General features: G+C 73.1%; 12 protein-coding genes and 1 pseudogene. 3 read left to right on the top strand and 10 right to left on the bottom strand.

Annotation, left to right across the window (positions count from 1 at the left end):
• Positions 1-90 precede the first annotated feature (90 nt).
• The 4 genes from ACOJUF_RS04725 to deoC all read right to left on the bottom strand — a co-directional run bounded on the left by ACOJUF_RS04725 (position 91) and on the right by deoC (position 4,287).
• A complete protein-coding gene (locus tag ACOJUF_RS04725) occupies positions 91-882 on the bottom strand; it encodes an ATP-binding cassette domain-containing protein (protein ID WP_420120710.1) in 792 nt (263 codons plus the stop codon).
• 133 nt (positions 883-1,015) lie between these two features.
• Positions 1,016-2,152 (bottom strand): sugar ABC transporter substrate-binding protein, encoded by a 1,137-nt coding sequence (locus ACOJUF_RS04720; protein WP_420120709.1) that lies wholly within the window; start codon positions 2,150-2,152, stop codon positions 1,016-1,018.
• Between the two features lie 460 nt (positions 2,153-2,612).
• On the bottom strand, positions 2,613-3,440 hold the full coding sequence (locus ACOJUF_RS04715) for a shikimate 5-dehydrogenase (protein WP_420120708.1): 828 nt from the start codon (positions 3,438-3,440) through the stop codon (positions 2,613-2,615).
• A 43-nt stretch (positions 3,441-3,483) separates the two neighbouring features.
• On the bottom strand, positions 3,484-4,287 hold the full coding sequence (gene deoC, locus ACOJUF_RS04710) for a deoxyribose-phosphate aldolase (RefSeq protein WP_420120707.1): 804 nt from the start codon (positions 4,285-4,287) through the stop codon (positions 3,484-3,486).
• A 132-nt stretch (positions 4,288-4,419) separates the two neighbouring features.
• On the opposite strand from deoC, the gene ACOJUF_RS04705 reads away from it, so the two are divergent.
• Positions 4,420-6,396: an MFS transporter gene (locus tag ACOJUF_RS04705; protein ID WP_420120721.1), complete on the top strand. Its 1,977-nt coding sequence runs from the start codon at positions 4,420-4,422 to the stop codon at positions 6,394-6,396.
• Between the two features lie 105 nt (positions 6,397-6,501).
• Here ACOJUF_RS04705 and ACOJUF_RS04700 read toward each other — a convergent pair whose 3' ends face one another.
• The gene (locus ACOJUF_RS04700) at positions 6,502-6,663 is read right to left on the bottom strand and encodes a hypothetical protein (RefSeq protein ID WP_420120706.1); all 162 of its coding nucleotides are present in this window, start codon (positions 6,661-6,663) and stop codon (positions 6,502-6,504) included.
• Positions 6,664-6,796: 133 nt separating this feature from the next.
• Positions 6,797-7,342 (bottom strand): hypothetical protein, encoded by a 546-nt coding sequence (locus ACOJUF_RS04695; RefSeq protein WP_420120705.1) that lies wholly within the window; start codon positions 7,340-7,342, stop codon positions 6,797-6,799.
• 137 nt (positions 7,343-7,479) lie between these two features.
• Here ACOJUF_RS04695 and pdxY point away from each other — a divergent pair, with 137 nt between their 5' ends.
• Positions 7,480-8,352 carry a pyridoxal kinase PdxY gene (gene pdxY / locus ACOJUF_RS04690; protein WP_420120704.1) on the top strand — a complete coding sequence of 291 codons (873 nt, stop codon included), beginning with the start codon at positions 7,480-7,482 and terminating at the stop codon, positions 8,350-8,352.
• Between the two features lie 94 nt (positions 8,353-8,446).
• Here pdxY and ACOJUF_RS04685 read toward each other — a convergent pair whose 3' ends face one another.
• The 4 genes from ACOJUF_RS04685 to ACOJUF_RS04670 are packed head-to-tail and all read right to left on the bottom strand — an operon-like array spanning position 8,447 to position 12,847.
• Positions 8,447-9,121 carry an SRPBCC family protein gene (locus tag ACOJUF_RS04685; protein ID WP_420120703.1) on the bottom strand — a complete coding sequence of 225 codons (675 nt, stop codon included), beginning with the start codon at positions 9,119-9,121 and terminating at the stop codon, positions 8,447-8,449.
• The gene (cutA, locus tag ACOJUF_RS04680; protein WP_420120702.1) at positions 9,118-11,505 is read right to left on the bottom strand and encodes an aerobic carbon-monoxide dehydrogenase large subunit; all 2,388 of its coding nucleotides are present in this window, start codon (positions 11,503-11,505) and stop codon (positions 9,118-9,120) included. Before cutA ends, ACOJUF_RS04685 begins: the two co-directional genes overlap by 4 nt.
• Positions 11,505-11,990, bottom strand: coding sequence for a (2Fe-2S)-binding protein (locus ACOJUF_RS04675; protein ID WP_420120701.1), 486 nt, complete (start codon positions 11,988-11,990; stop codon positions 11,505-11,507). Before ACOJUF_RS04675 ends, cutA begins: the two co-directional genes overlap by 1 nt.
• Entirely contained in the window at positions 11,987-12,847 is an 861-nt protein-coding gene (locus ACOJUF_RS04670; RefSeq protein WP_420120700.1) for an FAD binding domain-containing protein, read from the bottom strand. Before ACOJUF_RS04670 ends, ACOJUF_RS04675 begins: the two co-directional genes overlap by 4 nt.
• Positions 12,848-12,977: 130 nt before the next feature.
• On the opposite strand from ACOJUF_RS04670, the pseudogene ACOJUF_RS04665 reads away from it, so the two are divergent.
• A pseudogene (locus tag ACOJUF_RS04665) lies at positions 12,978-14,303 on the top strand (hypothetical protein); the annotation flags it as partial.

The raw sequence follows: 14,303 nt of genomic DNA, 5'->3' as shown, positions 1-14,303 counted from the left end.
CCGATGCCACCTCGGAATTCCTCGCCGGCTCGGTCATTCCGAGGCCGGCACCGACATTCGTGTGCTGCCCGTTCGCTCGCTGACGCTCGCTCATGCCGATTTCTCCGCCACTGCCTTGGACAGCCCGATGTCCCCGGACCGCCCGCTGGTGATGAGTTCCACGATCTGTCCGGTGCTCACGTCCTTGGCCGCGACGTCGGCGGCCACCCGGCCGAGGTACAGCGCGCAGATGCGGTCGCTGACCTCCTTGACGTCGTTCATGTTGTGGCTGATCAGCAACACGCCCAGGCCGTTGTCGGCGAGCCGGCGGACCAGGTCGAGCACCTGCCGCGTCTGGGCGACGCCCAGGGCGGCGGTCGGCTCGTCGAGCATGACGACCTTGGAGTTCCAGAGCACCGACTTGGCGATGGCCACCGTCTGCCGCTGGCCGCCGGACAGGCTCGAGACCAGCTGCCGCACCGAGGCGACCGTGCGGACCGACAGCGAGGCCAGCGTGTCGCGGGCCTTGATCTCCATCTGCGCCTCGTCGAGCACCAGGCCGGCCTTGGGTTCCCGGCCCAGGAACATGTTCTGCACGATGTCGAGGTTGTCGCACAGCGCGAGGTCCTGGTAGACGATCTCGATGCCCAGCGCCGCGGCGTCGCGCGGGTTGGACACGTGGACCGGCTGGCCCTCGAAGATGTAGTCGCCGCTGTCGATCCCGTGGATGCCGGCGACGCACTTGACCAGAGTCGACTTGCCGGCGCCGTTGTCACCGACGAGGGCGGTGACCTGGCCGGGGTAGATCTTCAGGTCGACACCGTGCAACACCTGCACGGCACCGAAACTCTTGTTGACTCCCCGCAGTTCGAGGAGTGGGGACCCCGGAGAGGGATCTGTCATCGGTCGCTCCTTTGATCCGACATGGACACGGGTGGGCGGCAGGACTGACCCGGCCTGCCGCGTGCTTCCCCCCCGGCTGCGCTCCGGGCCCGGACGACGGCGTGTCGTCCGGGCCCGGTCGCTGGTCAGGGCGTCAGCTGATGCCCAGTTCGGTGCAGGTGGCGGCGTAGGCGCCGGTGCACAGCTCGGCGGCGGTGGTGCCGCCGGCGGTGACGACGTCCTTCACGTTCTCCTTGTAGATCGCCTCCGGGGTCTCCAGGATCGCGGCCACGTCACGGCCGGCCTGGGTGTCCTTGACCGTGCCGGTGGTCTGCGGGGTCTCGCCCTTGGCCAGCGCGATGGCGACCTTGGCCAGCGCCGCGGCCTCCTTGTTGGTGTCCTTGAAGACGGTCATGCACTGGTCGCCGGCCAGGATGTTCTGCAGGCCCTGGACGGTGGCGTCCTGCCCGGTCACCGGGATGACCTTGGAGTTCTTCTTGTTGATCGCGATGACCGCGTTGCCCAGGCCGTCGTTGGCGGCCAGGACGCCGTCGATGTTGCCGCTCTGCGCGGTGTACATCTGCTCGTAGATCGTGCCGGCCTGCTGGTTGTCCCAGTCCGGAACGGCCTGCTCGGCGACCACGGTGTAGTTGGTCATCGGGTCCAGGACCGAGTGCGCACCCTGCGAGAACGCGGTGGCGTTCGAGTCCGAGGGCGAGCCGTTCAGGTAGACGATCTTCTTGTCGCCGCTGCCCAGGCACTTGGCCAGGCCGGTGCCCTGCAGCTTGCCGACCTCGGTGTTGTCGAACGAGACGTAGTAGTCGGCGCCGCCGCCCAGCGTCAGGCGGTCGTAGTCGATGGTCTGGACGCCCTGGCTGGCCGCCTTCTTCTCGATCGCGGCACCGGACTCGTTGTCCAGGTTGACGATCGCGAGGACGGTCACGCCGTTGGCGATCATCTGGTCGGCGATGGTGGCCATGGCCGCCTTGTCACCGTTGGCGTTCTGGATGTCGAACTCGACACCCGCTTCCTGGAAAGCCTTCTCGAGGGCGGGGCGGTCCTGGGTCTCCCACCGGGCGGACGACTTGGTGTCGGGCAGGATCACGCCGACCTTGCCGCTGACGGCCCCGCCGCCGGCGCCGGCGGACCCGGAGGCCGCCGAGCTCGCCGCTGCACTGCTCGAGGCGGCCGCCGAGGTGGTCCCGGACGAGCTCGAGCTCGACCCGCAGGCGGCCAGCAGCAGCGCACCGGCCGCCACCATCCCGACGATCGCAGTGGACTTCAGGCGCATGAACGTTCCTCTCCAGTGAGGTCCGGCGGCCGGCCGGCCGTCGGGTCTACGCAGATGAACCGCACCGGCGGTGAGCCGAATCGCACGCGTCCCGCTCCGGGATACCTGCGCTAGTACGGTGGTCACACAAACTATTCAGGCCGACATGCCGTGTCAATCAACACGAAGGTCACAGTTTGGTAAGTGTCCCAACGAAGTCGCTCCGTCATCGGCGGCCCGAAGTGAACGGCGGTGAACCGGTCGCCGGGGCCACCCGAACGGTGGATGGGAGCGATTCCACCATCCGGCGGTGTGGGTTGTCGCGTCGAGGTCAACCCGCAGGTCGGATCGTCATCGACCCGGCCCGCCGGTTGGCCCGCGGTCACGGCCGGGTCCCCCCGGCGGGGCACGTCCACGAATGGCTGAACTTTGCCGTGATCCGGCCACCGGGTCGCGTTCACCGGTCGCCGGCGCCCGGCGATCACCCGGCCCGGGAGAACTCCGAGGCCTGGCGCACCAGCTCGTCGTCGGGCCGGATCCCGGTGTAGAGCGCGAACTGTTCGGCGGCCTGCGCGGCGACGATCTCGGCCCCGGTGATCGTCCGCCGGCCCAGCTCCTCGGCGGCCGCGATCAACGGGGTGCGGGACGGGAAGGCGACGACGTCGAAGACGATCTCGGCCGCGGCCACCGCCGACCGGTCGAACGACAGCTCGTCGGCCTGCGGTCCGCCGGCCATGCCGATCGGGGTCACGTTGACCAGCAGCGGGGCGGTGGAGTCGCCCGTCTCGGGCGCCCAGCCGAAGCCGTACTGCTGCGCGAGCGCCCGACCGGTGCGCTCGTTGCGGGCGACGATCGTCCCGTCGGTCAGGCCGTGGTCGCGCAGGGCCGCCACCACCGCCTTGCCCATGCCGCCGCTGCCGCGGAGCAGGAACCCGGTGCCCGGCGCCACCCCGTGCCGGCGCAGCGCGGTGGCCACCGCGGTGTAATCGGTGTTGTAGCCGACCAGCCGGCCGTCGGTGTTGACGATGGTGTTCACCGACTCGATCACCGCGGCCGACGGGTCGAGCTCGTCCAGCAGCGGGATGCACGCCTCCTTGTACGGCATGGACACGGCCGCCCCGCGGATGCCCAGGCCGCGGATGCCGGTCACCGCGGCCGTGATGTCGGTGGGCGCGAAGGCTTTGTAGACGTAGTCGAGCCCGAGCCGGTCGTACAGGAAGTTGTGGAACCGGGTGCCCAGATTGCTCGGCCGGGCGGCGAGCGAGATGCACAGCGTCGTCTCGCGATTGAGCGTGTCGGTGGTGGGCATCGGTGATCTCCTGCTGGTGCTCGCGCCGGGCGGTCCCGTGTAGCTAATACGAGTACCCGGGCTCGCGCGCGTTGCCGCGACCGGTGACGATCGCGATGCCGGCCGACGTGCCGATCAGGTCGGCGCCGGCCGCCAGCAGGGCCCTGACCTGTTCGATGGTCCGGATCCCGCCGTTGGCCTTGACCCCGACCGACGGCGGCACCGACCGGCGCAGGTAACCGACCCCGGCCGGGTCGGCCACACCGACGGAGAAGCGGGAGGCGACCGCGACGAAGGCGGCGCCGGCGTCCACCGCCGCGGCGACCGCGCGCTCGCGCTGCCGGGCGTCCAGCAGCGGGAGTTCGAGCATCAGCTTCACCCCGATCGGCGCGGCCGCGGCCACCACCGCCGCCAGGTCCTCGACGAACTCGGTCACCCGGCCGGAGAGCAGGAACCCGACGTTGACGGTCGCGTCGAGCTCGTCGACCCCGGCGTCGACGAGGGCCCGGACCTCGGCCACCCGGACCGGGGTCAGCCCGCTGCCGTGCGGGTAGTTCACGATCGAGCCGATCCGGGCCACCGTGCCGCGCAGTTCGCGACGGGCGACCGGCACCCAGCAGGGCGGCACGATCGCCGCGTCGAAGCCGTGCTCGAGCGTCTGGGTCACGTGCTCACGGACCTGCCGGTCGGTGATGGCCTGTCCGATCAGCGTGTGCTGGATCCGGCCGGCCAACTGGGCCGGGGGCAGGACCAGGGCCGGATGGGTGGCCGTCGCCTCGTCGGCCGGGGCGAGCACATCTTCGGGTTCGAGCCGCACACGGGCCAGTCTGGCACCGGCCCGGCCGGCGCGCAGGCGGTCGATCGCCACGGGCCCTCGTCGGATCGCGGCCGGGGATGCTGTGATGAGCCTGAGTAACGACCACGACCACGACCACGACCACGACGGCGCGACGTGCCGCTCGTGGTCGCCGAGCCGACGACGACCCGGGAGGTGGACCAGGTGACCGATCCGGCGAGCGGTCCGGTACCGCAACGACGGCGGACCGGGGCCATCGTCGCCGTGCTGGCCCTGTGCGGCACGGCGGTGGCGCTGCAGCAGACGATGGTCGTCCCGCTGCTCCCGGAGTTCCCGGCGATCCTGGGCGTCAGCGCCGACGACGCCGCCTGGCTGGTCACCGCCACCCTGCTGACCAGCGCCGTGGCCACGCCGGTGATGTCGCGGCTGGCCGACATGCTGGGCAAGCGGCTGATGATGCTGGTGTGCATGCTGGCCATGACGGTCGGCTCGGTGATCGCCGCGGTGTCGGCCACGTTCACCCTGGTGATCGTCGGTCGCGCGTTCCAAGGGTTCGCGGCGGCCCTGATCCCGATCGGGATCAGCATCATGCGCGACGAGCTGCCCCGGGAGCGGGTCAGCTCGGCGGTGGCGCTGATGAGCGCCACGCTGGGCATCGGTGGCGCGCTCGGCCTGCCGTTGGCCGGCGTGGTGTCCGAGAACCTGGGCTGGCACGCCAACTTCTGGCTGTCCGCGATCGTCGGCGTCCTGCTGCTGGTCGCCATCATGCTGATCGTGCCGGAGTCGCGGGTGCGCACCGGCGGTTCCTTCGACTACGTCGGAGCGGTCCTGCTCTCGGTCGCGCTCACCGGGCTGCTGCTGGTCGTCTCCAAGGGCACGGCCTGGGGCTGGACCGGCCAGCCGGTGATCGGCCTGGTGCTGGTCGCGGTGGCGGCGCTGGCCGCCTGGGTGCCGTGGGAACTGCGGGTCGGCCAGCCCCTGGTCGACCTGCGCACGTCCGGCCGCCGGCCGGTGCTGCTGACCAACGTCGCCTCCGTGCTGCTGGGCTTCGCCATGTTCGCCAACCTGCTGCTGACCACCCAGGAACTGCAGATCCCGGCGGCCACCGGGTACGGCTTCGGGCTCCCGGTGATCACCGCGGGGCTGCTGATGGTGCCGTCGGGCCTGGCCATGGTGGTCTTCGCGCCGGTCTCCGGGGCGCTGATCAACCGGTTCGGCGGCCGGCCGACCCTGATCACCGGCGGCCTGGTGATGGCGGCCGCGTACGTGGCCCGGGTGTTCCTGTCGGGCAACCTCGCCGCCGTGGTCGTCGGGTCGACGCTGGTCAGCATCGGCACCGCCATCGCCTACGCGGCCATGCCGACGCTCATCATGGCCTCGGTCCCGATCACCGAGACGGCCAGCGCGAACGGTCTGAACACGCTGCTCCGGGCGATCGGCACCTCCACCTCGAGCGCGGCGGTGGCGGCCATCCTCGGTGCGGTCACCATCACCGTCGTCACGCCGGCCGGCCCGCTGACCGCACCATCGTTCCAGGCGTTCGAGTACGTCTTCTGGATGGCCGCCGGGGCGGCGCTGGTGGCGTGCGCGGTGGCCAGGTTCATCCCGGCCGTGACGGCCCACCCGCAGGTGCGCGTCGGTCCCGACACCCACGGCGGCGCGGTGCGGTCCGGGAACAGCCGGGAGGTGGTGGTGCACGGTCGGATCCGCCGGGCGGACGGCCCGGCGCCCTATCCGGCGGTGGTGACCGTGATGACCACGACCGGTGATCCCGTCGACTGGAGCCGCGCCGACCACGACGGCCGGTACTCGATCGCGCTGCCCGGTCCGGACCGCTATCTGGTGCTGGCCAACGCGCAGGGATGGGCGCCCCAGGCGCGGGTGATGACGGTCGGCGGGCAGGGCCCGCTGCCGGAGATCACCCTGACCGACCAGCTGACGCTGTCCGGCCGGGTGTGCCGGGCCGGCACGGGGGTGCCCGGCGCCCTGATCTCCATCAGCGAGGCCACCGGCGCCTTCGTCGAGTCGCTGACCACCGGTCCGGACGGCAGCTGGTGCCGACCGCTGCCGACCCCGGGCCGGTACGTCGTCACGGCTTTGGCCCCGGACACCCTGTCCACCGCGGCGCGCAAGGTGGTGCTCGACGCCCGGTCGGCGGTCGTCGAGCTTGAGGTGTCCTGAGGGAATCCGGCTCCTCCGTCGCCGCACTCCCGCCCGGACACCCCATCAGTGCCCGACCGTGGCCTCGCACGCTCGGCCAACCAAAGGTCTCCTGAGGGGCGCCGGCTACCTGATGGAGCGGGCCTTGCCGCGGCCGATGAAGCCGGCCACCAGACCGGCGACGAGCAGCACCGCGGCCACGATCAACAGCCACTTGAGCGCGGTGAACAGCAGGCCGCCCAGGCCGAGCAGGATGGCCAGGACGATGAGCACGATCGCGAGAACCACGGCCGTCACTTCCTTTCGGTGGGATCCGTCGCCGGACCCGCAGTCGGGACTATGACCTGGCAGTACCCACTTGGCGACGGATGAAAGTTTGCCGCGCAAAATTGCGGCCGGATCGTGACCTGACGGTGGCCGGTCAGCCGACCCGGTGGATCGCGGCCTCGACGACCAGGCCGGCGATCCAGTCCCGCACGTGCCCGCGTTCGGCCTCGTCCAGCCGGCCGCCCGGCCCCGGGCCGGTGAACGATCGGGTGCCCACGATCGTCGCCCCGCGCTCGCGCAGCCGGTGGGCCGCGGCCCGGGCCGGCGACCCGGGCATCCCGGACGGCCGCGCACCGGCAGCCGGACCCGGGCCGCCCGGTTCCGGCGATCCGATCGGGGCCCGGACGTCGAACGTCGCCGCCGGCTGACCGTGTGGCAGGTCGATGCGCTCGATCCATTCCCGGACCCCGCCGGCCACTGGAAGACCGACCGTCGGGATGAACGGCGCCGGCTGGCTGGGCAGCGGGTTGGCCGGGGCGGCGACGATCAGCAGATCGACCGGTTCGCCGACGTCCGGGCGGGCCGCGGTCGTGGCCAGCGTGCTGACGGCGGCCCCGCGGGCGGTCAGGCCGGCGGCGATCGCGGCCACCACCTCTCCGGCGGCGGGGCAGAGCGATTCGTGGACGATCAGGGCACGCACGACTGGCATCCCTCTTCCGGCACCGGCGATGGCGACCCCAGCGTGCGCGGACGGGTGACCCCGACGGCAGAGTCGAAGGGCCCTATCTTCGCATCGAAGATTCGATTGGGCTGGCAGTTCGTGTCAGGCTGCGTGTCATGCGCATCCTGTCCATCCAGTCGTCGGTGGCCTACGGCCACGTCGGCAACTCGGCCGCCGTCTTCCCGCTGCAGCGCCTGGGTCACGAGGTGATCGCGGTGAACACCGTGCACTTCTCGAACCACACCGGGTACGGGGCCTGGCGGGGGACGGTCATGGATCCGGCGGTGATCGGTGAGGTGATCGAGGGGGTCGCCGACCGGGACGCCCTGGCCACGGTGGACGCGGTGCTGACCGGCTACCAGGGGTCACCCGGGGTGGCCGCGATCGTGCTCGACACCGTCGCCCGGATCCGCACGCTCAACCCCGCCGCCGTCTACTGCGCCGACCCGGTGATGGGCGACGTCGGCCGGGGCATGTTCGTCCTGCCCGGGGTGCCGGAGCTGATCCGGGAGCGGGTGGTCCCGGTCGCGGACGTGTTGACGCCCAACGCGTTCGAGCTCTCCTACCTGGCGTTCGGCGGCGACCCGGGCAAAGTCGACCCGAGCCGGATCGACGGCCCGGAGGAGCTGCTCGCGGCGATCGACACCGTCCGGGCCATGGGGCCGCGCACCGTGCTGGTCACCTCGGTGAAGGGGTCCGTGGTCGACGACGACCAGATCGGCATGGTCGCGGTCGACGATTCCGGCGCCTACCTGGTCCGCACCCCGGAGCTGCCGCTGTCGGTGAACGGGGCCGGTGACGTCACCGCCGCCCTGTTCCTGGCCCACCTGGCCGACGGCGTCGGCCCCGCTCTGGCCCGGGTCGCCTCGTCGGTCTACGGCATCCTGGCCGCCACCCACACCGCCGGCTCCCGGGAGATCGCGCTCGTTCCGGCCCAGGATCTGGTCGCGGCTCCGCCCACCGAGTTCCCGGTCGAGCGCCTGCGCTGACCGCCGGGCCCGTCCCGCTCGACCCCCACCCCCTCGACCGCGACCTGCTGCCCATCCCGGTGCTGACGGGCCGGTGCTGACGGGTCGGTGCGGGTCAGCGTCGGCGGCCGATGCGGACGCCCACCAGCACCCCGACGAGCATCGACAGGGCCCCGAGCGCGGCCGCCGCGACCAGGTCCCACGGGGCGCGGGCCGGCTCGGCCGGTGCGGGGGACCGGCCGAGCGAAGCCGGCGTGACGGGGGCCGGCGCGGCCGCGGGACCGGTGCCGGCGGGTGCGAGACGCGGGGGCGGCACGGCCCCGGCCGGCCCGGCCTCCGCGGCCGGCCCGGCGGGGCCGGTCAGGGTGCCGTCGATGGCGGCGAAGAACGCGGCCGCGGTGCGGGTGGCGACGGCTCCGAGCACGCGCTGCCCGACGCCCCCGACCATCCCACCGACGACCGCGTCGGCGTCGTAGTCCACACGGGTCGCCGCCCCGAGATCGGTCAGCACCACCGCGACGGTGGTGTCGATGGTCCCCGGCGCCCCGGCGCCGCTGGCCCGCAGCGTGAGCGAGCCCGGCCGCCGCAGGTCGGCGAACGCGACCTCGCCGGTGTAGGACCCCTTGATGGACGCGACGCCGAGCGTGACCGTCAGCCGGAACCGGTCCGGGGCCAGCGGCACCAGTCCCTCGCATCCGGGGATGACACCGGCCAGCACGTCGGGGTCGGTGATCGCCTGCCACACCCGGTCCGGCGGGGCATGCAGGACGGAACTGCCGGTCACCTTCATGCGGTGTCGCCCTCCCGACGCAGGTGGAACAGCTCGCTGGGGCTCAGCGGCATCCGGGTGATCCGCAGGCCGGTGGCGTTCTCGACCGCCGCGGCCAGCACCGCCGACACCGGGATGACGCCGGCCTCCCCGGCCCCCTTGATGCCCAGCGGGTTCAGCGGGGACGGCGTCTCCTGGTGGTCCAGCTCGATCGTGTCCGGCAGCTCGGTGACGTACGGCATCAGGAAGTCCATGAAGGACGCGTTGCGCAGCTGGCCGTGCTCGTCGTAGTCGAGCGTCTCGTAGAGCGCGCCGCCGATCCCCTGCGCGACGCCGCCGTGCACCTGCCCGCGCACGATCATCGGGTTGATCAGAGTGCCGCAGTCGTGGATCACGCAGTACTTCTCGATACGGATCTCGCTGGTGTCCGGGTCGATCTCGACGATCGCGGCGTGCATGCCGGAGGCGAACGTGCAGCGGGGCGGGGAGTAGTAGTCGCGCGACTCCAGGCCCGGGGCCTCGCCTTCAGCGACCGGCGGGCGGTCCGGGTCGGCCGGCCGGGCGAACTGGGTGGCGGCCTTGGCGGCCTCGTCGAAGGCGTACCGCAGCGGGTTGGACAGCACGGCCACCGAGCCGAGGCCGATGGACGCCGTGGGGTTGCCCCGGACGGCGACGACCCCGTCGACGATCTCCAGGTCGGCCTCGCTGGCCTCGAGCGCGTCCGCGGCGACCCGGAGGGCCTTGGCCCGGACCGCCCGGGCGGCCAGCGCGACCGCCGAGCCGGACATCACCGCGGCCCGGGAGGCGAAGGTGCCGACCGCGTGGCCGAACCGGCGGGTGTCTCCCGTGGTCACCCTGACCTCTTCGAACGGCACCCCGAGCTCGTCCGCGACGATCTGGGCGAAGACCGTCTGGTGGCCCTGGCCCTGCGACGTCAGCCCGATCGCCACCTCGACGCTGCCGTCGGTCAGCACCTGCACGTGCGCGCCCTCGTACGGGCCCGGCCCGGTGCCTTCGACGTAGCACCCGATCCCGATGCCGAGCAGCCGGCCCTGCGCGGCCGCGGCGGCCTGCCGGGCCGGGAAGTCGTCCCAGCCGATCAGGTCCTTGATCATGGCCAGCTGGGTCGGGTAGTCGCCGGAGTCGTAGATCAGCGGGCGGCCGTCCTGGAAGATCAGCCCCTGGTCGAACGGGAACTCGTCCGGCTGGATGAAGTTCGCGGCCCGGACGGCGGTGCGGTCCAGGCCGAGGGTCTGCGCGATGCGGTCCATCGTGCGCTCCATGGCGAACACGCCCTGCGGCCGGCCGGCTCCGCGGTAGGGGGTCACGATGACCGTGGTGGTGTAGAGCGAGCGGAACTCGACCCGGTAGGCCCCCGGCTTGTACGGGCCGAGCAGCTGGGTGGAGGTGACGATCGGGCAGATGATGCCGTACGGCGTGTAGGCCCCGTTGTCGTGCCAGAACTGCACGTCGAGGGCGAGAATCCGCCCAGTGTCGTCGAAGCCGACCTCGATGTGCTGCTGCTGCCCGCGCTCGTGGGCCGAGGACACGAAGTGCTCGCGCCGGTCCTCGGTCCACTTCACCGGGCGCTGCAGCCGCATGGCGGCCAGCGGGATCAGGATCTCCTCCGGCCACGGGTGCACGATCTTGACCCCGAACCCGCCGCCGACGTCCGGCGCGATCACCTCGACCTTGGGCAGCGGCAGGCCGAGCTTGGCGGCGATCGCGGCCCGGACCGAGGTGGCCGCCTGGGTCGCCGAGTACACCCGCAGGCTGCGGTCGTCCGGATCCCACCGGGCGTGGACGGCCTTGCCCTCCAACGGCATCGAGCAGGATCGGCTGATCTCGAGGTCGAGCGTGAGCCGGTGCGGGGCCGTGCGCATCGCCGCGTCGACGTCGCCGACCTGCTGGAGCAGGTGGGCGGCCACGTTGTCCGGGACGTCGTCGTGCACCGCGCGGGTCGCGGCCCGGGCGGCGTCCAGACCGACCACCGCGGGGAGCACCTCGTAGTCGACGACGATGGCCGCGGCGGCGTCCTCGGCCAGGTAACGGTTCTCCGCCACGACCATGACCACGGCCGCCCCGGCGTGATGCACGACGCCGTTGGCCAGCACGTACCCGGTGCGCCCGGCGTGCAGGGCGGGGTGCGGGATCAGGATCGGCAGCGGCTCGGCGGCCGCACCCTCCAGGTCCTCGTAGGTGTAGACGGCGACGACCCCGTCGACGTCCAGCGCGCCGGCGACGTCGATGTCCAGGATCCGCGCGTGCGCGTGCGGGGACCGGACGAAGGCGACCTCGAGAGCGCCGGTCCCGGCACCGATGTCGTCGGTGTAGCGGCCGTTGCCGGTGACAAGCCGCCGGTCCTCGACCCGCCGGATGCCGCGTCCGACGTACCGGGTGGCCATCAGGATCCCTCCCGGCCGAGCTCGGCGGCCCGCAGGACGGCATCCACGATGTTGTGATAGCCGGTGCAGCGGCACAGGTTTCCGGCGATCATGGCGACCGCGTCGGCCCGGTTGGGCGCCGGATTCTCGGCCAGCCCGGCGGTGACCGTGGTCAGGAACCCGGGGGTGCAGAACCCGCACTGCAGCGCGTGGCACTCGCCGAACGCCCGCTGGACGGGGCTCAGCCGCTCGCCGTCGGCCAGCCCCTCCACCGTGGTGACGCGCTGCCCGGCCACCGAGATCGCGAAGATCAGGCAGGACCGCACCGGTTCCCCGTCGAGCAGGACCGTGCACGCCCCGCACACCCCGTGCTCGCAGCCGACGTGCGTGCCGGACAGCCCCAGGTCGTGCCGGAGGAAATCGGACAGCGTCCGCCGGGCGGCGGCCCGCGCCGTCCGCGCGACGCCGTTGACGCTCAGGGTGATCTCGTGCAGCGGCTCGGTCACGGTGCCTCCCACTCCCGCGCGGCCGCGATGGCCTGCCCGGCCGCCCGCCGGGTCAGCACCCGGGCCAGGTGCCGGCGGTAGTCGGCGGTCGCGTGCAGATCGGTGACCGGGTCGACCGCGTCGTGCGCCAGGTCCGCGGCCGCGTCCGGGCCGGCCCGCCAGGCCCGGGTCAGGTCCAGCACCAGCGGCACGTCGGCCACCGACAGGTAGCCGCACCGCAACCGGTGCAGCTCGCCGGCCGCGTCCAGCTCGGCCGTCGCGGCCACCCCGCACAGCGCGTAATCACCGTGCCGGCGCGCGATCTCGACGAAGGCGGTGCCGGTCCGGGCCGGCCGGGCCGGTACGTGGGCGGCGACGGCGAGCTCGTCCGGGGCGAGCGCGCTGGTCAGCGGGCCGACGAAGAAGTCGGCGGCGGCGACGGTGCGCGTGCCGGCCGCCGATTGCAGGGTGACCGAGCCGTCGCACAGGGCCAGCACCGCGGTCAGCTCACCGGCCGGGTCGGCGTGCGCGAGCGACCCGACACAGGTGCCACGGTTGCGGATGGTCGGGTGCGCCACGTACTGCAGGGCCTGCCGCAGCAGCGGCTGAACCCGAAAGGCCTCGTCGTCCCGCTCCACCCGCCGGTGCCGGGCCAGGGCCCCGATCCGCACCCCGCTCCCGTCGACCGTGACCGTGTCCAGCGCGGCCACCCGGTTGATGTCGACCAGGTGCGCCGGCCGGGTCAGCCGCATCGCCAGCAGCGGCACCAGCGACTGGCCGCCGGCCAGCACCTTGGCGTCGGGGCCGTACTCGCCGAGCAGGGCCACCGCGGCCCCGACGTCCTCGGGGCCGTGCCACACGAAGGGGGCCGGCTTCATCCCCCGATCTTTCCCCATCCCGCTCCCGTCCTCACCCCGACCCGACCGGCGGCCCGGCGGCGGACCGCGGATCGGGAATGATCGGGGCAGCCGCATGGCGCCCCGCCCGCCGACCCGCCCCGGAGGCCCGATGACATCCGCCGACCCGTCACCGGCCGAGCAGGTCCTCCTCCGGCGCGGGGTCTACCACGACTCGGTCACGCTGCTCCGGGTCTCCCAGGCGGCGGCCGCGGTGCCCGGGGTCACCGCCGCCCAGGTGGCCATGGCCACCCCGCTGAACCTGGAACTGGCTGAAGCACTGGGCTTCTCGGCGCCGCAGGAGGCCGGGCCGAACGATCTGCTGATCACCGTCCGCGGCGCCGACGGGACCGCCGTGCGGCCCGGGCTGGACGCGATCGACCAGGGGCTCACCGCCCGGGTGCCGCCGCCCCGGGGCGCCGGCGCCGCCGCCCCCGCGCGCACCGTCCGGGCCGCGGCGCACGACCACCCGGACGCCCGGGTGGTGTTGCTGTCGGTGCCCGGGCCGGCGGTCCTGGGCGAGGCGCTCGACGCGATCGAGGCGGGCCGGCACGTGATGATCTTCTCCGACAACGTCCCGGTGGCCGACGAGGTGACGATCAAGGCGGCGGCCGCGGACGCCGGCGTGCTGGCGATGGGCCCGGATTGCGGCACGGCGATTCTCGGCGGCGTCGGGCTGGGCTTCACCAACGTGCTGCGGGCCGCCGGCGGCCCGCGGGTCGGCCTCGTCGCGGCGTCCGGGACGGGGGCGCAGCAGCTGACCTGCCTGCTGGACGAGGCCGGAGTGGCGGTGTCCCACGTCATCGGCGTCGGCGGCCGGGACCTGTCCGCGGCGGTCGCCGGCCGCAGCACCCGCGCCGCCCTCGTCCTGCTGGACGCGGACGCGGGCACCGACCACATCGCGGTCATCTCCAAGCCGGCCGACCCGCAGGTGGCCGCCGATCTGGCGGCCCTGGCCGGAACCCTGGACACGCCGGTCACCCTGCTGGTGATCGGCGCGGACCGCCCGGACATCACCGCGGCCGCCGAGCACCTGCTCACCGCGGTCGGCGCCCCGGTGCCGGCCTGGCCGACCTGGGGCCGGGTGGCCACCGGGGTCCCGGATCCCATCGGCGGGGCCGGGGTCCCGGACCCGAGCGGCAGGGCCGGGTGGCTGCGCGGTCTCTACGCCGGCGGCACCCTGGCCCAGGAGGCGCGGATCGTCCTCGCCGACCGGCTCGGCACCATCGCGGCCACCCTGCCCCTCCCTGCGCGGATCAACAACGCCGGCGCGGATCAACTCCCTCCGGATGTGACAGGTGAGGCAGGAGTCGACGGGTTCGTCCGCGCGGGCGAGCACCGTCCCGCCGGCCCGGCCCCGACCGGGTTCGGCCATGCGATCGTCGACCTCGGGGACGACGAGTTCACCGTGGGACGGCCGCACCCGATGATCGACCCG

Origin of the sequence: Nakamurella sp., from assembly GCF_048594475.1 — a bacterium.
Taxonomy (GTDB): domain Bacteria; phylum Actinomycetota; class Actinomycetes; order Mycobacteriales; family Nakamurellaceae; genus Nakamurella.
This window is presented reverse-complemented; position numbering and strand designations above follow the sequence as displayed.